Annotated in this window: 24 protein-coding genes; 19 read left to right on the top strand and 5 right to left on the bottom strand. The window is 72.9% G+C overall.

Translation table 11 applies throughout. From position 1 onward, the window contains the following. Positions 1–41 precede the first annotated feature (41 nt). Positions 42–869 (bottom strand): hypothetical protein, encoded by an 828-nt coding sequence (locus ACRYM6_RS05620; protein ID WP_432541741.1) that lies wholly within the window; start codon positions 867–869, stop codon positions 42–44. 225 nt (positions 870–1,094) lie between these two features. Here ACRYM6_RS05620 and ACRYM6_RS05615 point away from each other — a divergent pair, with 225 nt between their 5' ends. Continuing rightward, complete coding sequence (locus ACRYM6_RS05615) at positions 1,095–2,675, top strand: malectin domain-containing carbohydrate-binding protein (RefSeq protein ID WP_432541739.1); 1,581 nt, start codon at positions 1,095–1,097, stop codon at positions 2,673–2,675. A gap of 100 nt (positions 2,676–2,775) precedes the next feature. On the opposite strand, the gene ACRYM6_RS05610 is transcribed toward ACRYM6_RS05615, so the two are convergent. Continuing rightward, entirely contained in the window at positions 2,776–3,774 is a 999-nt protein-coding gene (locus ACRYM6_RS05610) for a glycosyltransferase family 2 protein (RefSeq protein WP_432541738.1), read from the bottom strand. 495 nt (positions 3,775–4,269) lie between these two features. On the opposite strand from ACRYM6_RS05610, the gene ACRYM6_RS05605 reads away from it, so the two are divergent. The 13 genes from ACRYM6_RS05605 to ACRYM6_RS05545 all read left to right on the top strand — a co-directional run bounded on the left by ACRYM6_RS05605 (position 4,270) and on the right by ACRYM6_RS05545 (position 16,582). Next, positions 4,270–5,367, top strand: coding sequence for a glycosyltransferase (locus ACRYM6_RS05605; protein WP_432541737.1), 1,098 nt, complete (start codon positions 4,270–4,272; stop codon positions 5,365–5,367). Continuing rightward, on the top strand, positions 5,364–6,509 hold the full coding sequence (locus ACRYM6_RS05600) for a glycosyltransferase (protein ID WP_432541735.1): 1,146 nt from the start codon (positions 5,364–5,366) through the stop codon (positions 6,507–6,509). The genes ACRYM6_RS05605 and ACRYM6_RS05600 overlap by 4 nt, the downstream gene beginning before the upstream one ends. A gap of 249 nt (positions 6,510–6,758) precedes the next feature. Then, complete coding sequence (locus ACRYM6_RS05595) at positions 6,759–7,586, top strand: glucose-1-phosphate cytidylyltransferase (RefSeq protein WP_432541734.1); 828 nt, start codon at positions 6,759–6,761, stop codon at positions 7,584–7,586. Between the two features lie 20 nt (positions 7,587–7,606). Next, positions 7,607–8,653, top strand: a complete 1,047-nt coding sequence (locus ACRYM6_RS05590) for an NAD-dependent epimerase/dehydratase family protein (RefSeq protein WP_432541732.1) — start codon at positions 7,607–7,609, stop codon at positions 8,651–8,653. Further along, a complete protein-coding gene (gene rfbC, locus ACRYM6_RS05585; protein WP_432541730.1) occupies positions 8,650–9,195 on the top strand; it encodes a dTDP-4-dehydrorhamnose 3,5-epimerase in 546 nt (181 codons plus the stop codon). Before ACRYM6_RS05590 ends, rfbC begins: the two co-directional genes overlap by 4 nt. Next, entirely contained in the window at positions 9,192–10,481 is a 1,290-nt protein-coding gene (locus ACRYM6_RS05580; protein WP_432541728.1) for an NAD(P)H-dependent oxidoreductase, read from the top strand. Before rfbC ends, ACRYM6_RS05580 begins: the two co-directional genes overlap by 4 nt. Before the next feature lie 72 nt (positions 10,482–10,553). Beyond that, the gene (locus ACRYM6_RS05575) at positions 10,554–11,417 is read left to right on the top strand and encodes a Rossmann-like and DUF2520 domain-containing protein (RefSeq protein WP_432541726.1); all 864 of its coding nucleotides are present in this window, start codon (positions 10,554–10,556) and stop codon (positions 11,415–11,417) included. Beyond that, positions 11,414–12,283 (top strand): pantoate--beta-alanine ligase, encoded by an 870-nt coding sequence (gene panC, locus ACRYM6_RS05570; protein ID WP_432541724.1) that lies wholly within the window; start codon positions 11,414–11,416, stop codon positions 12,281–12,283. Before ACRYM6_RS05575 ends, panC begins: the two co-directional genes overlap by 4 nt. Before the next feature lie 20 nt (positions 12,284–12,303). Beyond that, positions 12,304–13,818, top strand: a complete 1,515-nt coding sequence (lysS, locus tag ACRYM6_RS05565) for a lysine--tRNA ligase (RefSeq protein WP_432541722.1) — start codon at positions 12,304–12,306, stop codon at positions 13,816–13,818. Between the two features lie 44 nt (positions 13,819–13,862). Next, the gene (locus ACRYM6_RS05560) at positions 13,863–14,042 is read left to right on the top strand and encodes a hypothetical protein (protein ID WP_432541720.1); all 180 of its coding nucleotides are present in this window, start codon (positions 13,863–13,865) and stop codon (positions 14,040–14,042) included. 120 nt (positions 14,043–14,162) lie between these two features. Next, entirely contained in the window at positions 14,163–14,522 is a 360-nt protein-coding gene (locus ACRYM6_RS05555) for a histone-like nucleoid-structuring protein Lsr2 (RefSeq protein ID WP_432541718.1), read from the top strand. A 231-nt stretch (positions 14,523–14,753) separates the two neighbouring features. Further along, a complete protein-coding gene (locus ACRYM6_RS05550; protein WP_432541716.1) occupies positions 14,754–15,749 on the top strand; it encodes an ABC transporter ATP-binding protein in 996 nt (331 codons plus the stop codon). Then, complete coding sequence (locus ACRYM6_RS05545) at positions 15,746–16,582, top strand: hypothetical protein (RefSeq protein WP_432541714.1); 837 nt, start codon at positions 15,746–15,748, stop codon at positions 16,580–16,582. The genes ACRYM6_RS05550 and ACRYM6_RS05545 overlap by 4 nt, the downstream gene beginning before the upstream one ends. Before the next feature lie 3 nt (positions 16,583–16,585). Here ACRYM6_RS05545 and ACRYM6_RS05540 read toward each other — a convergent pair whose 3' ends face one another. Continuing rightward, entirely contained in the window at positions 16,586–17,614 is a 1,029-nt protein-coding gene (locus ACRYM6_RS05540) for a LacI family DNA-binding transcriptional regulator (protein ID WP_432541712.1), read from the bottom strand. Between the two features lie 31 nt (positions 17,615–17,645). Continuing rightward, positions 17,646–18,245, bottom strand: coding sequence for a citrate/2-methylcitrate synthase (locus tag ACRYM6_RS05535; RefSeq protein WP_432541708.1), 600 nt, complete (start codon positions 18,243–18,245; stop codon positions 17,646–17,648). A gap of 369 nt (positions 18,246–18,614) precedes the next feature. Here ACRYM6_RS05535 and ACRYM6_RS05530 point away from each other — a divergent pair, with 369 nt between their 5' ends. From ACRYM6_RS05530 to arfB, 5 genes are all read left to right on the top strand, one after another. Next, positions 18,615–19,085 carry a citrate/2-methylcitrate synthase gene (locus tag ACRYM6_RS05530; protein ID WP_432541706.1) on the top strand — a complete coding sequence of 157 codons (471 nt, stop codon included), beginning with the start codon at positions 18,615–18,617 and terminating at the stop codon, positions 19,083–19,085. A 231-nt stretch (positions 19,086–19,316) separates the two neighbouring features. Next, positions 19,317–21,818 carry an ATP-dependent Clp protease ATP-binding subunit gene (locus ACRYM6_RS05525; protein ID WP_432541704.1) on the top strand — a complete coding sequence of 834 codons (2,502 nt, stop codon included), beginning with the start codon at positions 19,317–19,319 and terminating at the stop codon, positions 21,816–21,818. 84 nt (positions 21,819–21,902) lie between these two features. Beyond that, the gene (locus tag ACRYM6_RS05520; protein WP_432541703.1) at positions 21,903–22,433 is read left to right on the top strand and encodes an amino-acid N-acetyltransferase; all 531 of its coding nucleotides are present in this window, start codon (positions 21,903–21,905) and stop codon (positions 22,431–22,433) included. A gap of 17 nt (positions 22,434–22,450) precedes the next feature. Then, positions 22,451–22,924 carry a gluconokinase gene (locus ACRYM6_RS05515; protein WP_432541801.1) on the top strand — a complete coding sequence of 158 codons (474 nt, stop codon included), beginning with the start codon at positions 22,451–22,453 and terminating at the stop codon, positions 22,922–22,924. Between the two features lie 75 nt (positions 22,925–22,999). Further along, positions 23,000–23,419 carry an alternative ribosome rescue aminoacyl-tRNA hydrolase ArfB gene (gene arfB / locus ACRYM6_RS05510; RefSeq protein ID WP_432541701.1) on the top strand — a complete coding sequence of 140 codons (420 nt, stop codon included), beginning with the start codon at positions 23,000–23,002 and terminating at the stop codon, positions 23,417–23,419. Between the two features lie 21 nt (positions 23,420–23,440). On the opposite strand, the gene ACRYM6_RS05505 is transcribed toward arfB, so the two are convergent. Then, on the bottom strand, positions 23,441–24,340 hold the full coding sequence (locus ACRYM6_RS05505) for an HhH-GPD family protein (protein WP_432541699.1): 900 nt from the start codon (positions 24,338–24,340) through the stop codon (positions 23,441–23,443). Positions 24,341–24,399: the final 59 nt, after the last annotated feature.

The raw sequence follows: 24,399 nt of genomic DNA, 5'->3' as shown, positions 1-24,399 counted from the left end.
TGCGGGCCCGTCCAGGGGCCCCCGGGGGACCTCAGAGCGCCTCAGGGGGCGGGGGAGGCGGCGATCTGCTCCCACGGCCCCGGCACGATCCAGCCGGTCTCCATGTGCGTCGCCAGCGCCGGCTGCGCGCCGAGCAGCACCCGCCGCCGCGAGGGCCGCCGCAGGGAGCGCACGTCCACCGCGGTGCGCATGCCCACCAGGTAGCCGCGGCGCAGCGCCGACTTCCACGCCGGCGTCCCGGTGGCCGGGTCGTGGTGCTCGACGACCTCGCGCAGGGTGAACCGGCGCCGGCCCTGGAGCGTCAGGCAGCTGGCGTAGTCGAAGTTGCCGCCGGACAGGGCGCACAGCCACAGCAGCCGCTCGTCCTCCCGCAGCGCCCCGACCCGGGCCGCGAAGGTGCTCGTGGTGCTCTCCACCCGCGTCCAGCGCGCCGGCAGCCCCGTGTCGGGGACGTCGTCGCCGTAGGGGGCGAAGTAGTCGGCCCGGGCGTGCTGCGGGTCCCGCGCCGCGTCCACGAGGGCCGTCAGCGCCTCGGGGCGCCACAGGTAGTCGTCCTCGGCCAGCAGCAGCAGGTCCCCGTCGTCCCAGCGCCGCCGCCTCGGCAGGCCCAGCGCCGTGAGGTAGCTGCGCCGGTTGGAGCCGCCGTCGATGGTCACCGGGTCGCCCCAGGTGCGCATCAGCTCCAGCCGGTCGGCCGGGATGGGCCCGTCGTTGAGGAAGAGCACCTCCGGGTCGGCGTCCGGGCGCTGGGCGCGGACGTGCTCGACGGCCCGGCAGAAGGACTCCAGCCCCACCCGCTTGTCGTACCAGTCCGGGCGGCCCTTGGCGTTCTCCCCGCCGTGCGAGCGGTAGACGACGTGAAGTCTCACCCCCCGATGGTAGCCGCGCGCCGGCCGCCGGCCGGGTGCCGCGATCAAGGACGGGCACTCCTATCGCTGCAGGTCGGCGCCGCGTTACAGATTTTTCGAAAATTCCCCTCAAGGACGCAGCGGTGCCTGCCGAAGGGACTGGTGTCACCCCGAACGGGCCCCCTCGGCTCCTCCGCACCCCTCCAGCGGACGGCGCCCTGAGCACAGCGAGGTTGATCCACCCCCATGAGCAAGCTTTCGAAGTTCCTCCTCTCCACCGTCGCCGTCGCCACCGTCGCCGGCAGCCTCACCACCGCCGCGGTCACCGCGGCCCAGGCCGCGGACGCCCCCACGATCCGCGTGAGCACCCAGCGCAGCGCCTTCACCGACGCGGCCGGCCAGGTCTGGAGCGCCGACACCGGGTTCGAGGGCGGCTGGCAGAACGCCAGCACCACGACCTCGCCGATCGACGGCACCGGCGACGACAAGCTGTACCAGTCCGAGCACTACGGCATGAAGGGCTGGAGCGCGAAGGTCCCCAACGGCACCTACGACGTCACCCTGAAGACCGCCGAGACGTACTGGACCCAGAAGGGCGCCCGCGTCTTCTCGGTGACCGCCGAGGGCCGCAGCGTCCTGTCGAACCTCGACATCTTCGCCGAGGTCGGCAAGAACAGGGCCCTGGACAAGAAGTTCTCCGTGACCGTCGCGGACGGCACCCTGAACCTCGGGTTCACCCAGACCCGCAACTACGCGACCGTCGACGCGATCCTCGTCCAGCCGACCGGCACCGCCGGTGGCGGCACCGGTGGCGGCACGGTGACGCCGTCGCCGCGCCCGACCAACTCCACGCCCGTCGTGACGACCCCGCCGCCCACCACGGCGCCGCCCACCACGCCCCCGGTGACCACCGCCCCGACCACCCCCCGGCCCGGGACGAAGAACGTCTCCGGCCACGCGTGGATGTCCGGTTCCTCCGGCGTCGGTGCGGCCAACGGCGGGTTCGGCGCCTGGCGCGGCAGCAACCTGGACATCGTCTCCAGCTGGGCCGGCAACGCCGACAACTCCGCGAACTTCTACACGCTGTGGAAGGGCGCCGAGTACGGCAACTGGAACGGCTCGATGGACATGGCCGTCGGCGGCATCGACTCCGGCGAGACCTGGGCGCAGGCCGCCAGCGGCAAGTTCGACGCCCGCTGGGCCGCCTCGCTCACCAAGCTGAAGCAGCTGTGGGCCGGCCGCGAGGGCACCATGTACATCCGCTTCGCCCACGAGATGAACGGCTACTGGTTCTCCTGGAGCGTCAACAAGAACAACCACCAGGACTTCATGGCGTCCTGGAAGCGCTACCGCGCCCTCCAGCAGCAGATCTTCCCGCAGGCCAAGCTCGTCTTCTCCGTGAACAAGGAGACGAACGGTGCGGGCATGGACTGGACGAAGTTCTTCCCGGGCAAGCAGTACGTCGACGTCCTGTCGGTCGACTACTACAACAACTGGCCGTACGCGGCGACGCTGGCCCAGTTCCAGCAGCAGTCGTGGGACAAGGACGGGTACGGCGCGCCGAAGGGCATCAACGCCCACCTGGCCTTCGCCCGGAGCCAGGGTCTGCCGCTGTCGGTCTCGGAGTGGTCCGGCAACGCCGACGACGGTGACTCGCCCGCCTTCATCCAGGGCATGTACGACTTCTTCAAGGCCAACGCCGGGACCGGTGCCGGGCAGCTGATCTACGAGGTGCAGTTCAACTGCGACATCGACAACAAGCGCTGGCTGCTCAACGGCGGTACCCGCATGCCGAACTCGGCGGCGAAGTACAAGGAGCTCTTCTGAGCCCCTGCCACCGCTGAGGTGAGCTGAACGGACGACCAGACCCTCCCCCGACCGGGCGCGCAGCCCGGGCGGGGGAGGGTCTCGTCGTCCGCGGGGGCGACTACTTGATGCGCTCCATGACGACCCGGCCGGCGACCGAGGCGCGCCCGGTGGTGATCCCCTTGACGTAGGCCCAGTGCTGGTCCGCCCGGCCCTGCCGGCGCAGCAGCCGGCACTGCACCGTCCGCACGGCGTAGCCGAGGGCCAGGACGGAGCTGATCCCGCGGACCGTGGCCCCGGAGTGGTGCCGGGCCAGGTAGCGGCGCATCGCGGCGCCGCGAAGCCGCAGCATCTCCAGGTTCGGGGCCCCCGAGCCGCCCGCGGCGTGCGGGACGACGACGTCGGTGCGCAGCCGCTCGCGCAGCCCGGCGGCGCGGGCGGTCCGGCCGAACATCATGTCCTCGTTGTAGACGTAGAAGTCCTCGTCGAAGCAGCCGAGCTCGAGGAACGTGCTGCGCCGGACGGCCATGCAGGCGCCGGTCGTCCAGTCGACCTCCAGCGCCTCCCCGGGCTCGGGGCGGGCGTACAGCCCGGCCCGGGGGAAGACCTTGTGCAGCCCGGTGGAGTGCACGAGGGCGCGCACCGCGGTGGGTTCCCAGCCGCCCACGCCGAGCTCGACGCGGCCGTCGACCCCGGCCATCGTGGCGGCGGAGGCGGCCAGCCCGGCGTCGCGCGCGACGTCGGCGACCAGGGCCTCGAGGTGCTCGGCCGTCGGCCGGGAGTCGGGGTTGCCGAAGACGACGAACTCGTGGGTGGAGGTCCGGGCCCCCATGTTCGCGGCCTTGGCGAAGCCCTTCCCGCCGCCGGAGTCGAGGTAGCGGGTGCGGGGCCGCTCCCGCGCCAGCTGCGAGAGGCCGTCGACGTCGGAGGCGTTGTCGACCAGGACCACGGGCAGCTCCGCGGGCAGCCCGGCGAGCAGGGCGCGGATCTGGTGGGCGCTGCGGTAGCTGACCAGGACCAGCTCGACGTCGTGCGCCAGCGCTCCCCGGTCCCCGGCCGCGGCGCTCGTCCCGTCCTGCGGCGTCCCGTCCGCCGGTGCCCCGCCCGTGGTGTTCGTCACGTCCACGCTCACAACCGTCCCGTCCCCTTCCAGCGTTCCCCCGACGGCTCACCCCGGGACCGGTGCGCGGTGGCGGGGTCCGGGGGTGGCCGACTCGATCGTGGCCGAGGGGCCACGCCGGGGTCCAGTGTGACCCCCCGGGGCCGGTCGTGGGGGTGACGGCGCCCGGCGAACGGGTGGTTGCCGCGAAGGTGCACCGGTGTGGCGTTCGGGTTATCACTTGGTGCTCATGAGTGACGACAGGGCGTCACAATCCGCTGGTCGCAACGGCTTCGGGAGCAAGAAACTACTTTCTGTGATCAGTTGAACACGCAAAGGGTTTGTTGCTCACCCCCTGCCGCCCTTGCAAGAATGCCGCGATCACCCCGCGATCAGCGCGGGGGGTCACGGGGGCGGTGAGGGGGGTCCGGCGGCCGGCAGGCCGACGGGTTTCACCGTTACCCCACGGTCGTCTGGGGGGTTCATCACGTGAAACTGCGTCGTCCGAGTCCGACGGTGAGCGCGCTCACCGTCATGTCCTTCGCGGGTCACGTCATGTACCCGCTCTACCTGCTCGCCAGCGAGCGCCTCGCGCCGCGCAGCCCGTCCCGCCCCCGGCCCGGTGAGGCCGGCTGGACGTGGGACGACGTCGACGTCCTCATCCCGGCCTTCGGCGAGGCGAGCATCCTCGCCGAGACCGTGCCGCAGCTGCTGGGCGAAGGCGTTCCGCTGGACCGCATCACGATCGTCGTGGACGAGGACGAGAAGACGCGCGCCGCGGCCGAGGAGCTCGGCTGCCGCGTCGACTGGTCGCCCACCCGCGCCGGCAAGGCCGCCGCCGTCAACCGCGGCGTGCAGAACTCGAAGGCCGACATCGTCGTGCTGCTGGACGCCAACGCGTTCGTGCCGGGCGAGGGCCTGCGCGCGCTCGTCGACCGCGTCGCCACCGACCTGCACCTGGCCTCCGGCGTGCGCAAGGAGTCCGGCGCCGCCGACGAGGGCCTGTACTGGCGCTACGAGAACTGGATCAAGCAGACCGAGGCCGGTCGCGGGGGCTCGCTCGCCCTCGTCGGCGAGGCCGTCGCCCTGCGCCGGGAGTCGTTCCGGCCCATCCCCGGCTCGGTCCTGAACGACGACCTGTTCCTCGCCTTCGACTTCGCCCGCCGCGGCCTGAACGTGGGCGTCGTGCCCGAGTGCGTCGCGGTCGAGGACTCCGCGCCCCGCAACGACCAGCTCGAGCGGCGCGTCCGCATCATGAGCGGTCAGCTGCGCCTGTTCTGGGGCTTCCGCCGCTCGTTCCTGTCCGGCGACGACAAGTTCGTGCACTTCGCCATGCACAAGGGGTGGCGCTCGACGCTCGGCCCGGCCGCGCAGCTCGCGCTGACCGCGGCGTGCCTGGCCCGCCCGAAGAGCCGCTTCAGCCAGGTGTTCCTGCTCGGCGAGGCCGTCTCGGTGGCCGCCTACCTCAAGGGCGACAAGCTGCAGGGCAAGGCGGCGGCCCCGCTGCGCGTCCTGGGCCAGGCCGTCGGCATGCCGCCGGTCATCTTCGCCCTGTCGATCCCGCGGGCCCTCGGCCGCTCGCGCTCCGGAGCCTGGAAGAAGCGCATCAGGTGAGCTCCCCCCGCACGGCCTGGGTCGTCGCCAAGCAGCTGCCCGCGAGCACCGACTCCGGGGGGCGGCAGCGGGTCCGGGCCGTCATCGACGTGTACGCGCAGTCCTTCGACCAGGTCCACGTCGTCGGTTTCGACGTCTGGCCGGGGTGGCGCGAGGTCCTGCCGCCGCACGTGACGGTGCACGAGGTCGCCGCCCCGAAGCCGACGCCCGCCGCGGTCCTGGCCGGCTCGCTGTTCGCCGGGAAGTGGTACTCCCGGCAGATCCACGACCTGCTCGCCGCGGGGGTCCGCAAGCGCGACGTCGTCCACGTCGACTTCCCCCAGATGGCGGTCAACGTCCCGGCCGGCGTGCGCATCGACGTGCTCGACCTGCACAACGTCGAGTCCGACCTGGTGGCCCGGCGGCTGCGGAACGAGAAGCCGCTGGCGGCCCGGCTGCTGGCGCCCGAGGTGGCGCGGTTCCGCCGGTTCGAGTTCTCCGTCGCCGCCCGCGCCGAGCACGTGACCGCGTGCAGCCGGCGCGACCAGGAGGTCCTGGCGGCACGCGGCATCGCGAGCACCTTCGTGCCCAACGGCGTGACGAGCGTGGACCACGACCCGACCGTCCCGCCGGCGACCCGCACGGCCCTGTTCGTCGGGGCCGCGGACTACGGCCCCAACAAGGCCGCGCTGCGCTGGTTCCTCGACGAGGTCTGGCCGCGGGTGCTGGAGCAGGTCCCCTCGGCGCGGTTCCTGGCCGTCGGGCGGGGGCTGTCGAACGTGCACCCGCGCGCCACCGGGGAACCCGGTGGTGTCGAGTTCCACTCCGACGTCGCGTCGGTGGACCCGTTCTACGAGCGCGCCGACGTGTGCGTCGTGCCGCTGCTGTCCGGCGGGGGGACGAAGATCAAGCTCGTGGAGGCCCTCTCGCGCGGCCGGGCCGTCGTCACCACGACCCTCGGCCTGGAGGGTCTGGAGGAGCACCGCGCGGTGCTCCGCGTGGCCGACGGGGCCGAGCAGTTCGCGGCCGCGCTGGCCGAGCTGTTCCAGGACCCCGCGCAGGCCGCCGAGCTCGGCGCCGCGGCGGCCGAGGTCGCCCGGTCGTTCTCGTGGGAATCCGCGATGACTCCGTTGCGTGACCTGCTGTCTTCTGTACGTAGTTGATTGCCGCAGAGCGGGTTGGTTTTCACCCGCTCTGCGCAATCTCACGCTCCGTGTTCGTGCCGCTGTAGTAGATTCGCGGCAGCACCTCGACGGGGAAACCGGTGGCTCGGATTCGTGGGGGGTTCGAACCGCCACCGGAGATCTCGCCCGTCCATCGACGGGTGCTGCGTTCCCCCACGTGTGGCCGGACCGGGGTTCCCCGTCCGGGCCGACGAGATCCGACCGATCCAGGTTCGAGTGAGGGAAGACATGACCGAGTCCGTTGCTCCCGGCGGGACGCCCGTCTCCGAGATCCCCGTCGTCATCCTCTGCGGTGGCATGGGCACCCGGCTGCGGGAGGCCAGCGAGAAGCTGCCGAAGCCGCTGGTCGACATCGGGGGCCGCCCGATCCTGTGGCACATCATGAAGCTGTACAGCTCCTACGGCTTCCGCAAGTTCGTCCTGTGCCTGGGCTACAAGAGCGACCTCATCAAGCGCTACTTCCTCGACTACCGGATCAACGCCGGGGACTTCACGCTGAACCTGTCCTCCCAGGACGCCCCGACCTACCACACCAACGGTGTGCAGGAGGACTGGGACATCACGTTCGTCGAGACCGGCCTGACCACCGCGACCGCGGCCCGCATCAAGCGCGTCTCGCAGCACCTGACCGCCGACAAGTTCCTGCTCACCTACGGCGACGGGCTCGGCGACGTCGACATCGCCAAGTCGCTGCGCGACCACGCCGCCGGCGGCCGCATGGCCACCGTCACCGCGGTGCACCCGAGCTCGCGCTACGGCGAGATGCACGTCACCGGTGACACCGTCACCGAGTTCAACGAGAAGCCGACCCTGGCCGACGGCTGGGTCAACGGCGGGTTCTTCGTCTTCGACCGCGAGTTCGCGGACAAGTACCTCGAGGACGACCCCGACATGATGCTCGAGCAGAAGCCGCTGCAGACCGTGGCGCGCGACGGCCAGCTGACCGTCTCTCAGCACGAGGGCTACTGGCTGGGCATGGACACCTTCCGGGAGTGGACCGAGTTCAACAAGCTCTGGGACGCCGGCAAGGCTCCGTGGAAGACCTGGGAAGACTGAGGGTGGGGGACCGGAACACCATGAAGATCGTCGTCACCGGCACCGAGGGCTACCTCGGCGCCCTGCTCGCCCCGACCCTGCTGGAGTCCGGCCACTCGGTGCTGGGCATCGACACCGGCTACTACAAGCAGGGCTGGCTCTACAACGGCGTCACGGCCTCGGTCGAGACGCTCGCCAAGGACATCCGCCACGTCACCGTCGAGGACCTCGCCGGGGCCGACGCCGTCGTGCACATGGCCGAGCTGTCCAACGACCCGCTCGGTGAGCTCATCCCGGACGTCACCTACGTGGTGAACCACAAGGGTTCGGTCCGCCTCGCCGAGACCGCCAAGGCCGCGGGTGTCTCCCGCTTCGTCTACATGTCGAGCTGCTCGGTCTACGGCGTGGCCGAGGACACCGTCGACGAGACGTCGGCCGTGAACCCGCAGACCGCCTACGCCGAGTGCAAGGCGCTCGTCGAGCGCGACGTCGCCCCGCTCGCCGACGACGACTTCTCGCCGGTGTTCATGCGCAACGCGACCGCCTACGGCGCCTCGCCGCGCCAGCGGTTCGACATCGTCCTGAACAACCTCGCCGGCCTGGCCTACACGACCGGCAAGATCGCCATGACCTCCGACGGGTCGCCCTGGCGCCCGCTGGTCCACGGCCTGGACATCGCCAAGTCGATCCGCGCCGTCCTCGACGCCCCGCGCGAGGCCATCCACAACCAGATCTTCAACGTGGGTGACTCCGAGCAGGTCTACCGCGTCCGCGAGATCGCCGAGGCCGTCGGCCGCGCGCTGCCCGAGGCCGAGATCACCTTCGGCGAGAGCAACGGCGACAACCGCTCGTACAAGGTGAACTTCGACAAGATCCACTCGACCCTCGAGGGGTTCCGCTGCGACTGGAACGCCGACAAGGGCGCCCAGCAGCTCGTGGACGTCTTCAAGGCGATCGACCTGGACGAGGCCACCTTCAAGGGCAAGGGCCACACCCGGCTCAAGCAGCTCGAGCACCTCATCCGGACCGAGCAGCTCGACAAGGAGCTGTTCTGGAAGGTCCAGCCGACCTCGGGGATCACCAAGTGAAGATCCAGACCACCCACATCGAGGGCGTCGCGATCGTCGAGCTCGAGGAGCGCGCCGACGACCGCGGGTTCTTCGCCCGCTCGTTCTGCCGCGAGGAGTTCCTCGCCGCCGGCCTGAACCCGGCCGTCGAGCAGTGCAACCTGTCCTACAACCACAAGGCCGGGACGCTGCGCGGCATGCACACGCAGATCGACCCCGCGCCCGAGGCGAAGCTGGTCCGCTGCACCGCCGGCGCCATCCAGGACATCATCGTCGACCTGCGCCCGGGGTCGCCCACGCGGTTCCAGCACGTCGCGGTGGAGCTGACCGCCGAGAACCGCAAGGCGCTGTACGTGCCGGAGTACTTCGCGCACGGCTACCTGACGCTGACCGACGGCGCCGAGGTCGTCTACCAGGTGTCCCAGAGCTACACCCCGGGCACCGAGCGCGGCCTGCGCTGGGACGACCCCGAGCTGGCCCTGCCGTGGGCCCGCGACGTGGCCGTCATCAGCGAGAAGGACGCGAGCTGGACGCTGCTGGCGGACGGGGCTGACCTGTCTTGATCATCGTCGACAGGGCGCTCCAGCAGCGCCAGGCCGAGGGGCGGCCCATCCGGGTCGCCCTCGTCGGCGCGGGCTTCATGGGCCGCGGGTTCGTCAACCAGGTCGTGAACTCCGTGCCGGGCATGGAGCTCGTCGCCATCGCCAACCGCACCGTCTCCAAGGCGCGCGACGCCTACGAGCAGGCCGGGGTCACCGGCGTGGTCGAGGCCGACGACGCCGCGGCGGTCGACCGGGCCATCGCCCAGGGCAAGCCCGTCGTGTCGGGGTCGTACGAGGCCGTCGTCGACGCCGGTCAGGTCGAGGCGGTCGTCGAGGCGACCGGCAACACCGAGTACGGCGCGCACGTCGTCGTCCGGGCCATCGAGCAGGGCAAGCACATCGTCCTGCTCAACGCCGAGGTCGACGGGACCGCCGGCCTCGCGCTGCGCACCCGCGCCGAGAAGGCCGGTGTCGTCTACACCGGCTGCGACGGCGACCAGCCCGGCGTGCAGATGAACCTCATCCGCTTCGTGCGGTCCATCGGCGTCACGCCGCTGGTCTCGGGGAACATCAAGGGCCTGCAGGACGAGTACCGCAACCCCACCACTCAGGAGGGTTTCGCCAAGCAGTGGGGGCAGGACCCCTACATGGTGACGAGCTTCGCCGACGGCACCAAGGTGTCGTTCGAGCAGGCCCTCGTCGCCAACGCGGCGGGTTTCTCGGTCGAGAAGCGCGGCATGCGCGGCGCCGACCACCGCGGGCACGTCGACGAGCTGACCACGCACTACGACGTGGACCAGCTCAAGGAGCTCGGCGGCGTCGTGGACTACGTCGTCGGGTCCAAGCCGGGCCCGGGCGTCTACGTCCTCGGCACGCACGACGACCCCAAGCAGCAGCACTACCTGAACCTGTACAAGCTCGGCACCGGGCCGCTGTACTCGTTCTACACGCCGTACCACCTGTGCCACTTCGAGGTGCCCCTCACGGTGGCCCGCGCGGTGCTGTTCGCCGACGCCGCGATCGTGCCCGGTGACGAGGTCAAGGTCGAGGTCGTCACCACGGCCAAGACCGACCTGAAGGCCGGCAAGGAGATCGACCGCCTCGGCGGCTACGACTCCTACGGCGTGGCCGAGACGTACGCGGCCACGAAGGCGCAGAACCTGCTGCCGATGGGCGTCGCCGAGGGCTGCGTCCTCAAGCGCGACGTCGCCAAGGACCAGGTCCTCACCTACGACGACGTGGTCCTGCCCCAGGGGCGCCTCATCGACGCCCTGCGCGCCGAGCAGGCCGCGCTCCTGGCGCGCTGATCCACCGCGCGCACCGACGGCCCCGGGTCCCCGACCCGGGGCCGTCGCGCGTCCCGGGTTAGGGTTCGGCCCGTGGAACCAGCGGGCAGGCTCGACGTCGCGGTCGTCGGAGCCGGTCGCGTCGGCCCCGTCCTCGGGGCCGCGCTGCGCGCCGCCGGGCACCGCATCACCGGCGTCGCGGCCCGCACGCGGCAGGCCGCCGATCGGGTCGAGGCGGTGCTGCCCGACGTCCCGTGGATCGCGCCGGCCGACGCCTTCGCGGCCGACCTGGTGCTCCTCGCCGTCCCCGACGACGTCCTCGGGCCGCTGGTCGCCGACCTCGCCCCGCACGTGCGGGCCGGCCAGCTCGTCGTGCACACCTGCGGCCGGCACGGCCTGGGCGTCCTGGACCCCGCCGCCGGGCGGGGCGCGCTGCCGCTGGCCCTGCACCCCGCGATGACCTTCACCGGCACCTCGCTGGACCTGCAGCGGCTGCTCGGCGCGGCGGTGGCCGTCACCGCCCCCGCGGTCCTGATCCCCGTCGCCGACGCGCTCGTGCGCGAGTGGGGCGCCACGCCCGTCCCCGTCGCCGACGCCGACCGCCCGCTCTACCACGCAGCCCTCGCCCACGGCTCGAACCACCTCGTGACGCTGGTGGCCCAGGCCCTCGACGCCGCGCGCGCCGCCGTGGGCGACGACGCCGAGCGCGTGCTGCGCCCGCTGCTGCAGGCCGCGCTGGACAACGCGCTGCGCTCCGGCGACGCGGCGCTGACCGGGCCCGTCGCGCGCGGGGACGCCGGGACGGTCGCCACCCACCTGCGGGTCCTGGACCCGCCCACCGCCCGCACCTACGCCCTGCTGGCCGAGGTCGCCGCCGACCGCGCGCAGGCCGCGGGCCGCCTGACCGCCACCGCCGCGGACGCCGTCCGCGCCGCCCTGACCCCGGGAGAACCGTGAGCCTGCCCCCCTCGTCCCTGACCGTGGCCCGCACCCGCGCCGAGCTGGCCGCCGCCCGCGCGCGGCTGCAGGGCCCGGTCGCCGTCGTCATGACGATGGGCGCGCTGCACGCCGGGCACGCCGAGCTCATCCGCGAGGCCCGCCGCCGCGCCCGGTCCGTGCTCGTCACGATCTTCCTGAACCCGCTGCAGTTCGGGCCGGGCGAGGACCTCGCCCGGTACCCGCGGACCCTCGACGAGGACCTGGTGCTGGCCGCCGCCGGTGGTGCGGACGTCGTGTTCGCCCCCGGCCCCGACGTCGTGTACCCCGACGGCGACCCGGGCGTGCGGGTCGCCGCGGGTCCGCTGGGGGAGGTCCTGGAGGGGGCCAGCCGCCCCGGGCACTTCGACGGCGTCCTCACCGTCGTCTCCAAGCTGCTCCACCTCACCCGCGCCGACCTGGCGTTCTTCGGGCAGAAGGACGCCCAGCAGCTGCTGCTGGTGCGCCGGATGGTCCGCGACCTCGACCTGGGCGTGGAGGTCGTGGCGGTCCCGACGGTCCGCGAGGCCGACGGGCTGGCGATGTCGAGCCGCAACCGGTACCTGACGCCGTTCGACCGGGAGGTCGCGCTCGTCCTGCAGCGCGCCCTGCGCGCCGGGGAGGCCGCCTCGGCCGAGGGGCCGTCCGCGGTGCGCCGCGCCGCCCGCGACGTCCTGGTCGCCGAACCGGCCGCCCGGGTGGACTACCTCGCGCTCGTCGACCCCCACGACCTCGCCGACGTGCGCGAGCACTACCGCGGGGAGGCGCTGCTCGCGGTCGCCGCGAAGGTCGGGTCCACCCGCCTCATCGACAACCTGCCCCTCGTCGTCGGGCGACCGGCCGACTGAGCGCCACTAACCTTGACCGGGTGAGTGAACAGACGCCCGACCAGCCCGAGGACGAGTTCGAGGACCTGCCCGAGCAGGTGCGGGTCCGCCGCGAGAAGCGCGACCGCATCCTGGCCGCCGGGGGGGAGGCGTACCCGGTCTCCGTCCCGCGCACGACCTCGCTCGCGGACCTGCGGGCGAAGTACGCGCACCTGCAGGCGGGGGAGGAGACGACCGACGAGGTCGGCGTCACCGGCCGCGTCGTGTTCCTGCGCGGCACCGGGAAACTGGTGTTCGCCACCCTCCAGGAGGGCGACGGCACCCGGCTGCAGGCGATGGTCTCGCGCGACGGGGTGGGCGAGGACGCCCTGGCCGGCTGGAAGGCCGACGTCGACCTCGGCGACGTCGTGTTCGTCCACGGCACGGTCGTCTCCTCCAAGCGCGGGGAACTGTCGGTGCTCGCCGACGGGTGGCGGATGGCGTCGAAGGCGTTGCGGCCGTTGCCGGTCCTGCACAAGGAGCTGTCCGAGGAGACCCGCGTCCGGCAGCGCTACGTCGACCTCATCGTGCGCGAGGCGGCCCGCGAGAACGTGCGGGCGCGCTCGCAGGTCGTGCGCTCGGTCCGCCGCACCCTGGAGGACCGCGGGTTCCTCGAGGTCGAGACCCCGATGCTGCAGACGCTGCACGGCGGGGCCAGCGCGCGCCCGTTCGTCACCCGTTCGAACGCGTTCGACACGGACCTGTACCTGCGCATCGCCCCGGAACTGTTCCTCAAGCGGCTCGTGGTGGGCGGGATCGAGCGCGTCTTCGAGATCAACCGCAACTTCCGGAACGAGGGCGCGGACTCCACCCACTCGCCGGAGTTCGCGATGCTCGAGGCGTACGAGGCCTGGGGCGACTACGACACGATCGCCGACCTGACGCGCACGATCGTCCAGGAGGCGGCGATGGCGGCCTACGGGTCGCACGTCGTCACCTGGGCCGACGGCACCGAGTACGACCTCGGCGGGCAGTGGCGGTCCATCTCCATGTACCCGTCGCTGTCGGAGTCCCTCGGTGAGGAGATCACCCCGGAAACCCCGCGCGAACGCCTGCTGGAATGGGCGAAGAAGCTCGGGATCAGCGTCGACGAAGCGCGCTGGACGGCCGGGAAGCTCGTCGAAGAACTCTGGGAGCACCAGCTCGGTGATTCCCTGGAATCGCCGACGTTCGTGCGCGACTTCCCGGTGGAGACGTCCCCGCTGGTGCGCGGTCACCGTTCGATCCCGGGCGTCGTGGAGAAGTGGGACCTGTACGTCCACGGATTCGAGCTCGCCACCGGGTACTCCGAACTGGTGGACCCGGTCGTCCAGCGCCAGCGTTTCGTGGAACAGGCGAAGCTGGCCGCGCTCGGCGACGACGAGGCCATGCGCATCGACGAGGACTTCCTGCGGGCCCAGGAGCACGGAATGCCCCCCACGGGCGGCATGGGGATGGGCATCGACCGCCTCCTGATGGCCCTGACCGGCCTCGGGATCCGCGAGACCATCACGTTCCCGCTGGTCAAGCCCCGCTGACGGCGCGCTCGGGGAGGCAGCGGCCGGCGACGTACCCTGGACGGGTGGAATACGTCGCCGCGCTGCTGCCCTCCGCGGGCCTGGCCGTCCTCTTCGTGTTGTTGATGCGTTCGATCCTGCACGCCGATCGCCGGGAACGGGCCGCGGCCAAGCGCGCCCGCGCTGAGCGGGCCACCCCGGGGCGGTCCACCGCCGAAAGGTCCGAGGCGGACGGGACTTCCTGAGCGCGACACGCGGAATACCTTTTCGTGGTGATTTGACCTTTCCTGCGTCAATGCGACAGAGTGAACGTGCCGACGCACCTAGCGGCCGGCCGTCCACATTGTTCGGAAAGGGTGCCCAGCATGGCGCAGAAGGTCCAGGTCCTGCTCGTCGACGACATCGACGCCAGTGAGGCCTCCGAGACGGTGACCTTCTCCCTCGACGGGGTCAACTACGAGATCGACCTGTCCGACGAGCACGCCGCCGCGCTGCGCGACGCCTTCGCCCCGTGGGTGGGGCACGCCCGCAAGGTCGGCGGCCGCTCCAGCAGCACCCGCCGCGCCTCCTCCGGCGCGAGCCGGCCGTCCGCCAAGAGCGCCTCGGACGCCCCCGAGCGCGACACCGGCGAGGTCCGCACCTGGGCCCGCGAGAACGGCTACACGGTCTCCGACCGCGGCCGGATCTCCGCCGAGATCCTCCAGGCGTACGACGCAGCGCACTGACCGCCCACCGCGCGCAGCACGACGAAGGGCCCGACCGCCACCGGCGGCCGGGCCCTTCGTCGTCGTGCGGGGTCGGTCCGGCGGTGGGGCGCGGCGCCGGGGGACCATCCCTCCGCCGGACGGGGCGTGCGCCCAAAGGGTGATGTGGCCGCCGGTCACGGGGCGTGAGGATCGAGTCGTTCCGCTGGACGTCCGTCCCAGCGCTCCCACCACTCCAGAAGGGCACCCCCCATGATCGAGGCGGTCGGCCTGCGCAAGGTCTACGGCAAGAAGGTGGCCGTGCACGACCTCAGCTTCACCGTTCGCCCGGGGATCGTCACCGGGTTCCTCGGGCCCAACGGGTCCGGCAAGTCGACGACCATGCGCATGATCGTCGGGCTCGACCGGCCGACGGCCGGGCGGGTGCTCGTGGACGGGCGGCCGTTCTCGGCGCACCGCGCGCCGCTGTCCTCGGTGGGGGCCCTGCTGGACGCCAAGGCCGTCCACACGGGCCGGTCGGCCTACAAGCACCTGCAGGCGATGGCCGCCACGGCGGGCGTCCCGAACTCCCGGGTGGACGAGGTCATCGACCTCGTGGGGCTGCGCGAGGTCGCCCGCAAGCGGGCCGGCGGGTTCTCCCTGGGCATGGGGCAGCGGCTGGGGATCGCCTCGGCGCTGCTCGGCGACCCCTCCACGGTGATGTTCGACGAACCCGTCAACGGCCTGGACCCCGACGGGATCCTGTGGATCCGCAACCTCATGAAGGAGCTGGCCCGGCAGGGCCGCGCGGTGTTCGTCTCCTCCCACCTCATGAGCGAGATGGCGCTGACCGCCGAGCACCTGGTCGTCATCGGCAAGGGCCGGCTCATCGCCGACGAGAGCGTGAAGGCGTTCGTCGACCGCGTGCAGCCGCGCGGGGTGACCGTCCGGTCCCCGCAGGTCGAGGAGCTGCGGGAGCTGGTGCGGGCCGAGGGCGGGTCGCTGGCGCCCATGGACGACGGCACCTTCGACGTCCGCGGCCTGTCCGCCGAGCGCATCGGCGACGCGGCGGCCCGCCGCGGCGTGGCGCTGCACGAGCTCACCACCGTCAAGGCGTCCCTGGAGGAGGCCTTCATGGAACTCACCGCGAACGCCGTCGAGTACCAGGCCCACGGTTCGGCCGGCGGGCCCGGCGAACCCGCCGTGGTCCTGCCCCCGTCCGTCCCCACCGTCCCCGGTTCCCCCGTGCGAGAGGAGGTCGCGCGATGAGCGCGGCGACGATCGAGGTCCAGCAGTACCGCCCGACCGAGCGGCGGGTGACCTTCGGCGGCCTGGTCCGCTCGGAGTGGATCAAGTTCTGGAGCGTCCGTTCCGTGGTGGTGACGATGATCGCCGCGTTCGTCGCGATCGTCGGGATCGGCGTGCTGACGTCGTTCGCGACCCGCGCCGCCCTGGCCGACGCCGACGGCGCGCAGGCGATGGCGGCGCAGGGCATCGACGGGTTCGGGGCCAGCATGACCGGTTCCCAGATGGGCACCCTGGTCGTCGCGGCGGTCGGCGTCATCGTCATCGCCGGTGAGTTCTCCACCGGCATGATCCGCACCTCCTTCGTGACCGCCCCGAACCGGCTGGGGATCCTGGCGGCCAAGGCCCTGGTCCTGGCGGTGAACGTCGCCGTCGTCACGGGGGTCGCGGTCCTGCTGGCCTTCCTGCTGGGGCAGGCGGTGCTGAACACCCGCGACCTGGGGACCTCCCTGGGGGACGACGGGGTGCTGGTGGCGCTGCTCGGCAACGTCGCGGTCCTGGTCGGGGTGGCCCTGGCCGGTCTGGCCGTCGGTGCGCTGCTGCGCAACCCCGCGGGGGCGATCTGCACGGTCATCGCGTCGATCTTCGTGGTGCCGCTGCTGCTCATGCCGATCCCGGACAGCTGGCAGGGCGACAAGATCCAGGAGTTCTGGTTCAGCAACACGCCCCAGAACGCCGCCCTGGTCACGCCCGTCGAGGGGTACCTCAGCGCGGGCACCGGCATCCTCGTCTTCGCCGCGTGGGTGGCCGTCCTGCTCGGTCTGGCGGCGCTCGCGCTGAAGTCCCGCGACGTCTGAGCCTCAGCCCGAGGAGGCCCGGACGACGAGTTCGGGCACGTGGAGGACCTGCCGGTCGTGCGGGACGACCGGCAGGTCCTCGCCGTTCCCGGGGCGTTCGGCGTCCAGCAGCAGCTGGACCGCCGAGCGGCCCAGCCGGTGCGTCGGCTGGCGGACCGAGGTGAGCGGGACGGTCGCGGCGGCGGCGAAGTCGATGTCGTCGTAGCCGACGATCGCGAGGTCGCCGGGGACCGCCAGGCCCCGGTGGACGACCTCCTGCAGGACGCCGAGGGCCAGCAGGTCGCTGAGGCAGAACACCGCGGTCGGGCGGTCGGGGCCGGTCCGGGAGGCCAGGGCGGCGCCGACGGCGCGGCCGTCGCCGAGGTGCATGGCCGCGACCTCGACCTCGACGAGGGTGCCCCCGGGCAGCCCGGCGTCGGCGACGGCGCGGCGGGCGCCGGTGAACCGCCGGTCGAGCGCCAGGGAACCGCGCGGCCCGCCGACCACGGCGATGCGCCGGTGGCCGGCGGCGAGGAGGTGGGTCACCGCGAGGTGGCCGCCGGCGACGTCGTCGACGGAGACGGACGCGGTGCTGCCGTCGGGGACGGGGTGGTCGAGCAGGACCAGCGGGACGTCGAGGGAGCGCAGTTCGGCGAGGCGCTCGGCGGAGGTGTCGACGGGGGACAGGACGATCCCGGCGACCCGTTGCTGGCGCAGGGTCTGCAGGTGGCGCCGCTCGCGGGCGAGGTCCTCGGCGCTGCTGCACAGCAGGAGGGTGCGGCCGCCGGCCTCGGCGGTCTCCTCGGCGCCGCGGGCCAGCCCGGTGAAGAACGGGTCGGCGATGTCGAGGACCACCAGGGCCAGGAACCGGCTGCGCCCGACCCGCAGCTGCCGGGCCGACTCGTTGCGCACGTAGCCGAGGTCGTCGATGGCCTGCCGGACCTTGACGCGGTTGACGGCCGAGACGGTCTCGGGCCGGTTGAGGACGTTGCTGACCGTCCCGATGGAGACGCCGGCCCGGGCGGCAACCTCCTTGATGCTCGCGGGGGCCATCCGGCGATGCTACGCCGATGTTCTAGAAACATTACGCTCCGTGAAGTCCCCTCACCCTGAACCGGAGCCCGGGGGCGCGGTGCTCCTCCAACGCGTGCGCCAGCCCCAGGTCCACGTTCGGGAAGGCCGCCGGCCCGTGCGCGCGGACCACCTGCTCCAGCAGCCCCGGCACGACGTCCGCGACAGGCCCCGCCGGCAGCCGGTCCAGCAGCTCCTCCGCGCGCGGGTCCACCGCCGGGCGCACCACGTGCCCGAACCCCGGCGGCGCCACCCCGGTCCGCAGCTGCTCGGCCACCGCCCGCACCGGCCCGTCGTGCCGCGCCCGCTCCAGGAACCGGTGCGCCGCCCGGCTCGCGCGGGCGTGCAGCGGGCCGTCCGCGGCCCCCAGCGCCGCCGACAGCACTGACAGCACCGACGGCAGCGGCGCCCGCGCGCTGGCCGCCACCGGCGCCGCGACCGCGTCGGCGACCGTGCCCCCGCCCGCACCGGTCCCCAGCACCGCGGCCGGCAGCGGCTCGGGGTCCGCCTCCGGCGAGGCCGGGGCGACCGCTCCCGCCGCCGCGGCCGCCACCCGCAGTCGCGCCGCCGGCCCGGTGCCCGCCGGCAGCGCCGCGACGACCCCGGCGACCACCGCCGTCAGCCCTCCCTCCTGCCGCAGCGGGCCCGGCGGCGCCCGCCCCCGCGAGCGCCGCGAGCTCGGCGGCGCCGAACAGGCTGCCGCGCGGGGTCCGGCGCGCGGTCAGCAGGCCCCGGCTCACGTACGCGTACGGGGTCTGCCGCTTCACCCCCAGCCGGTGCGCGGCCTCGGCGGTCGTGGTCTCGTCCACGGTGGATCCGATCGACGTCGACCGGCCCCGTCGACCCGCCGACGCTCGGGGCACGGCTGACGCCACGACCGGCGCCACGACCGGCGCCACGACCGGCACCACGACCGGCACCACGACCGGTGCGCCGGTCCCTGCGGGCCTGCGGGGCGTGGCCGTCGCGACCACCGGGCTCGGTGACGTCCGCGGCGACGAGGGCCCCCGACCGGGCGCTGGCGGCGCTGGAGGAGATCGGCTCACCCGGGCGCGCCCCGGCGTGGGTGCGGGTCCAGCCGGCCGCCGGCGGGCGGGTCACGGGCTTCGGGCACGCCGTCCACCGGACTGCCGACCCGCGGTCGGTGCTGCTGCGCGAGACGGCGCCGGAGCTGGGCGGGCCGCTGGCCGAGCTCGCCGGGGCGGTCGAGGAGCGGGCCGTCGAGACGCTGGCCGAGCTCGAGCCCGGCCGGGCGCTGCACGCCGACGTCGAGCACTGCGCGGGGGTCGTCGTGGCGCAGTGCGGGCTCGACCCGTCGCTGTTCACCCCCACCTTCGCCACCAGCCGGGTGATCGGCTGGACGGCCCACGTGCTCGAGCAGGCCCGCGACCCGCGGACCACCCGGCCCTCGGCCCGCTGCGTCGGCCCGCCCGCCCCGGCCCCGCTGGGCTAATCGGGCCCGGCCGGCCGGGGCCGGGTCGTTGCGCCGACGGCGAACGAAGTGGCGGAACACCACGCCGGAGGCGCAGGTTGGTCAGGACAACCGGGCCACGACGGGCTCACGACCACGGTGGGGACGCCGATGGGAGTGAGAGTGTCAGAGCTCGGGACTAGCATCGGAATGGTCCGGTCGGGGGATGACCCCCCGAGCACTCCGGACCCGACCACCCGCGAGGAGCGCCGCATGTTCGAGAGGTTCACCGACCGCGCCCGACGGGTCGTCGTCCTGGCCCAGGAAGAGGCCCGGATGCTCAACCACAACTACATCGGGACCGAGCACATCCTGCTCGGCCTGATCCACGAGGGCGAGGGCGTCGCGGCCAAGGCCCTCGAGTCGCTGGGCATCTCCTTGGACGCGGTCCGCGAGCAGGTCCAGGAGATCATCGGTCAGGGTCAGCAGGCCCCGTCCGGGCACATCCCCTTCACCCCCCGCGCGAAGAAGGTCCTCGAGCTGTCGCTGCGCGAGGCGCTGCAGCTCGGACACAACTACATCGGGACCGAGCACATCCTGCTCGGCCTCATCCGCGAGGGCGAGGGCGTCGCCGCCCAGGTGCTCGTCAAGCTCGGCGCCGACCTCAACCGGGTGCGTCAGCAGGTCATCCAGCTGCTGTCCGGCTACCAGGGCAAGGAGCCCGCGACGGCCGGTGGCCCCCAGGAGGGCACCCCCTCCGGCTCGCTGGTCCTCGACCAGTTCGGCCGCAACCTGACCCAGGCCGCCCGCGAGGGCAAGCTGGACCCGGTCATCGGCCGCGACCCGCAGATCGAGCGCGTCATGCAGGTCCTGTCCCGCCGCACCAAGAACAACCCGATCCTCATCGGGGAGCCGGGCGTCGGCAAGACCGCCGTCGTGGAGGGCCTGGCCCAGGCCGTCGTGCGCGGCGAGGTGCCGGAGACGCTGAAGGACAAGCAGATCTACACCCTCGACCTCGGCGCCCTCGTCGCCGGGTCCCGCTACCGCGGTGACTTCGAGGAGCGGCTGCGCAAGGTCCTCAAGGAGATCCGCACCCGCGGCGACATCATCCTGTTCATCGACGAGATCCACACCCTCGTCGGGGCCGGTGCCGCCGAGGGCGCCATCGACGCCGCCAGCATCCTCAAGCCGATGCTGGCCCGCGGCGAGCTCCAGACCATCGGCGCGACGACGCTGGACGAGTACCGCAAGCACATCGAGAAGGACCCCGCCCTCGAGCGGCGCTTCCAGCCGATCCAGGTCCCCGAGCCGACGCTGGCGCACGCCATCGAGATCCTCAAGGGCCTGCGCGACCGGTACGAGGCGCACCACCGCGTCTCCATCACCGACGCCGCGCTGGTGGCCGCCGCGACGCTGGCCGACCGCTACGTCAACGACCGGTACCTGCCGGACAAGGCGATCGACCTCATCGACGAGGCGGGCGCGCGACTGCGCATCCGCCGCATGACCGCACCGCCGGACCTGCGCGAGTTCGACGAGCGCATCGCCGACGTCCGCCGCGAGAAGGAGAGCGCGATCGACGCGCAGGACTTCGAGAAGGCGGCCTCGCTGCGCGACAAGGAGAAGAAGCTCCTCGCGCAGAAGGGCGAGCGCGAGAAGCAGTGGAAGTCCGGTGACATGGACGTCGTCGCCGAGGTCGACGAGGAGCTGATCGCGGAGGTCCTCGCGACCGCCACGGGCATCCCCGTCGTCCGGCTGACCGAGGAGGAGTCCTCGCGGCTGCTCAACATGGAAGGCGAGCTGCACAAGCGCGTCATCGGCCAGAACGACGCCATCAAGGCGCTGTCGCAGGCCATCCGGCGCACCCGTGCGGGTCTGAAGGACCCCAAGCGCCCCGGCGGGTCGTTCATCTTCGCCGGCCCCACCGGCGTCGGGAAGACCGAGCTCGCCAAGGCGCTCGCGGAGTTCCTCTTCGGCGAGGAGGACGCGCTCATCCAGCTCGACATGAGCGAGTTCTCCGAGAAGCACACCGTCTCGCGGCTGTTCGGCTCGCCCCCCGGCTACGTCGGGTACGAGGAGGGCGGCCAGCTCACCGAGAAGGTGCGCCGCAAGCCGTTCTCGGTCGTCCTGTTCGACGAGGTCGAGAAGGCCCACCCGGACATCTTCAACTCGCTCCTGCAGATCCTGGAGGACGGTCGCCTGACCGACTCCCAGGGCCGCATGGTCGACTTCAAGAACACCGTGATCATCATGACCACGAACCTCGGCACCCGGGACATCTCCAAGGGCGTCGGCACCGGGTTCGCGGCCGGCTCGCAGAGCCAGCTGACGAACTACGAGCGGATGAAGTCGAAGGTCAACGAGGAGCTCAAGCAGCACTTCCGGCCCGAGTTCCTCAACCGCGTCGACGACATCGTCGTGTTCCCGCAGCTGACGCAGGAGGAGATCGTCCAGATCGTCGACCTGTTCATCAAGCGGGTCGACGACCGCCTCAAGGACAAGGACATGGGCATCGAGCTCACCCCGCCCGCGAAGGTCCTCCTCGCGACCAAGGGGTACGACCCGGTCCTGGGCGCCCGCCCGCTGCGCCGCACCATCCAGCGCGACATCGAGGACGTCCTGTCCGAGAAGATCCTGTTCGGCGAGCTGCGCGCCGGCCAGATCGTCTCGGTCGACGTCGAGGGCGAGGGCAAGGACGCGAAGTTCACCTTCGAGGGCACCTCGAAGGAGGACGTCCCCGAGCCGGTCTCGTTCACCAAGACCGCCGAGGACTGATCCCGCACCACCCACGACGGCCCGGCACCCCGCAGGGGTGCCGGGCCGTCGTGCGTCCCGGGGGGCGTCTGGAAGGATCGGGGGATGCCCAGCGCCGCCACCCGCCCGGACGTCGTGGTCCGACCCGCCCGCACGGGCGACGTCCGCGCCGTCCGGAGCCTCGTGGAGGAGTACGCGCGGCAGCGGATCCTGCTGGGCAAGGAGCTCATCACCCTCTACGAGGCCGTCCAGGAGTTCGTCGTCGCCGAGGCCGACGGCCGCGTCGTCGGCTGCGGCGCCCTGCACGTCCTGTGGGAGGACCTCGCCGAGGTCCGCACCCTCGCCGTGGACCCATCCGTGCGGGGCAGCGGCGCCGGTCACCTCATCCTGTCGGCCCTGCTGCGCAGGGCCGACGACCTCGGCGTCACCCGGCTGTTCTGCCTGACGTTCGAGAAGGCCTTCTTCGAGCGGCACGGGTTCACCGAGATCGAGGGCACGCCCGTCGAGCCCGACGTCTACGCCGAGATGCTCCGCAGCCACGACGAGGGGGTCGCGGAGTTCCTCGACCTGGCCCGCGTCAAACCGAACACGTTGGGCAACAGCCGGATGCTCAGGATCGCAGGAGGTGCGTCGTGACCACGTCGGTCATCGTCATGGGGGTCTCGGGCAGCGGGAAGACCACGCTCGCCACGGACCTCGCCCGGGCCAGGGGCTGGACGTTCGCCGAGGGCGACGAGTTCCACTCCCAGGCCAACGTCGAGAAGATGCGCTCGGGGCACCCCCTGACCGACGAGGACCGCTGGCCGTGGCTGCGGTCCATCGCGGACTGGATCGGCGAGCGCGCCGCCGCGGGGGAGTCGGTCGTCGTGACCTGCTCCGCGCTCAAGCGCGTCTACCGCGACCTGCTGGCCGGCCCCAACCCGTCGGTGGTCTTCTGCGAGCTGCAGGTCCCCGACGAGGTGCTCGAGGACCGCCTGGCCCACCGCGAGGGGCACTACATGCCCGCCTCGCTGCTGCGCAGCCAGCTCGACACCCTCGAGGACCTCGGCCCCGACGAGCGCGGGTTCCGGGTCCGGGTGCAGGGTGGACCCGCCGACGTGCTCGAAGAGGTCCTGCGCCACCTCTGAGCTGCCGCTGACCCCGGCGACGGCCCCGCCGGCGCCGTCGCGCGAGAACCGTCCGAGAGCCGTCCAGGGAGCGTGGTGGACCTCCTCGTCAACCGCCGGGTGAGCATCCCGGAGGCCGAGCTGCGCGAGCGCTTCTCGCGCTCCGGCGGTCCCGGGGGCCAGGGCGTCAACACCACGGACTCCCGGGTCGAGCTGTCCTTCGACCTGGCGCGCTCGCCGTCGGTCCCGGAGGACCTGCGGGCCCGGGCGCTGGAGCGGCTGCGCGGGCGGCTCGTGGACGGGGTCGTCACGGTCGTGGCCTCCGAGCACCGCGCGCAGCTGCGCAACCGCGCCGCCGCCGCGGAGCGGCTGCGGGTGCTGCTCGGCGAGGCCTTCGCGCCCGGTCCCGCGGCCCGGCGCGCGACGCGGCCCACGAAGGGGTCCCAGCGCCGCCGGCTGGAGGCCAAGAGCCGGCGCGGGCAGACCAAGCGCCTGCGCCGCGGCCACGACGACTGACCCCGCTCGCCGGGGGAGCGGTCAGGAGCGGGGGAGGCGGAAGCGGCCGTCGTCGAGGGGCTCGACGAGGCCGTCGGCCACCAGCCCGTCCAGGCACCGGGCCCGCTGGGCGGCGTCGGCCCAGCAGGCGGCGAGGTCCCCGGCGGTGACCGGGTCGGGGGACTCCCGCAGGACCGCCAGCAGCCGGCCCCGCACCTGCCGGTCGGTCCCTGCCCACGCCTGCCCCCGCCGGGCGGGGCCGGTGCGCGGGGGGCGGCCGGCGAGCACCCACGCGCACCGGTCCAGCAGGGGGCAGTCGTCGCAGCGCGGGGAGCGGGCCGTGCAGACCAGCGCCCCGAGCTCCATGACGGCCACCGCCCACCGGGCGGCGGTCGCCTCGTCGTCGGGCAGCAGCCGCTCGGCCAGCCGGTTCTCGGCCGCGGTGAGGGAGGCGGCGGGTTCGGCGTCGCCGGTGACGGCGCGGGCGTGGACCCGGCGGACGTTCGTGTCGACGACGGCGTGCCGCTGCCCGAAGGCGAAGGAGGCCACCGCGGCCGCGGTGTACGCGCCCACGCCCGGCAGCGCCAGCAGCCCGGCGTGGTCGGTGGGCACCTGCCCGCCGTGCTCGTCGCGGATCGCGACGGCCGCCGCGTGCAGCCACAGCGCCCGCCGGGGGTAGCCGAGCCGGTCCCACGCCCGCACCGCCTCCCCGGGGGGCTCGGCGGCCAGGTCCGAGGGGGTGGGCCAGCGCTCCAGCCACGCCTGCCAGCGCGGCAGGACGCGCGCGACGGGGGTCTGCTGCAGCATGACCTCGCTCACCAGCACTCCCCAGGGGGAGCACCCCGGCTCGCGCCAGGGCAGCACGCGGGCGTGGTCGGCGTACCAGTCCAGCACCCGGGTGTGCAGCGTCGCGTGCGCGGTCGGTCCCTCGGTGGTGGTCATCGCGGCCGATCGTCGCACGGCGCGCCTCCACCGCCGGGCCCGGACCGGCCCCTACCTTC

The organism is Kineococcus rugosus (genome assembly GCF_050871975.1).
Taxonomy (GTDB): Bacteria; Actinomycetota; Actinomycetes; order Actinomycetales; family Kineococcaceae; genus Kineococcus.
The sequence above is the reverse complement of the archived record's forward strand: the minus strand, read 5'-3'. Positions and strand labels throughout refer to the sequence as shown.

What these genes read in the sequence shown, in the direction of transcription:
- ACRYM6_RS05615 (WP_432541739.1), top strand. Translation starts at nt 1,095, where the DNA reads ATGAGCAAGCTTTCGAAGTTCCTCCTCTCCACCGTCGCCGTCGCCACC.
- ACRYM6_RS05595 (WP_432541734.1), top strand. Translation starts at nt 6,759, where the DNA reads ATGACCGAGTCCGTTGCTCCCGGCGGGACGCCCGTCTCCGAGATCCCC.
- ACRYM6_RS05590 (WP_432541732.1), top strand. Translation starts at nt 7,607, where the DNA reads ATGAAGATCGTCGTCACCGGCACCGAGGGCTACCTCGGCGCCCTGCTC.
- ACRYM6_RS05555 (WP_432541718.1), top strand. Translation starts at nt 14,163, where the DNA reads ATGGCGCAGAAGGTCCAGGTCCTGCTCGTCGACGACATCGACGCCAGT.
- ACRYM6_RS05550 (WP_432541716.1), top strand. Translation starts at nt 14,754, where the DNA reads ATGATCGAGGCGGTCGGCCTGCGCAAGGTCTACGGCAAGAAGGTGGCC.
- ACRYM6_RS05545 (WP_432541714.1), top strand. Translation starts at nt 15,746, where the DNA reads ATGAGCGCGGCGACGATCGAGGTCCAGCAGTACCGCCCGACCGAGCGG.
- ACRYM6_RS05540 (WP_432541712.1), bottom strand. Translation starts at nt 17,614, where the DNA reads ATGGCCCCCGCGAGCATCAAGGAGGTTGCCGCCCGGGCCGGCGTCTCC.
- ACRYM6_RS05525 (WP_432541704.1), top strand. Translation starts at nt 19,317, where the DNA reads ATGTTCGAGAGGTTCACCGACCGCGCCCGACGGGTCGTCGTCCTGGCC.
- ACRYM6_RS05520 (WP_432541703.1), top strand. Translation starts at nt 21,903, where the DNA reads ATGCCCAGCGCCGCCACCCGCCCGGACGTCGTGGTCCGACCCGCCCGC.
- ACRYM6_RS05515 (WP_432541801.1), top strand. Translation starts at nt 22,451, where the DNA reads ATGGGGGTCTCGGGCAGCGGGAAGACCACGCTCGCCACGGACCTCGCC.
- ACRYM6_RS05505 (WP_432541699.1), bottom strand. Translation starts at nt 24,340, where the DNA reads ATGACCACCACCGAGGGACCGACCGCGCACGCGACGCTGCACACCCGG.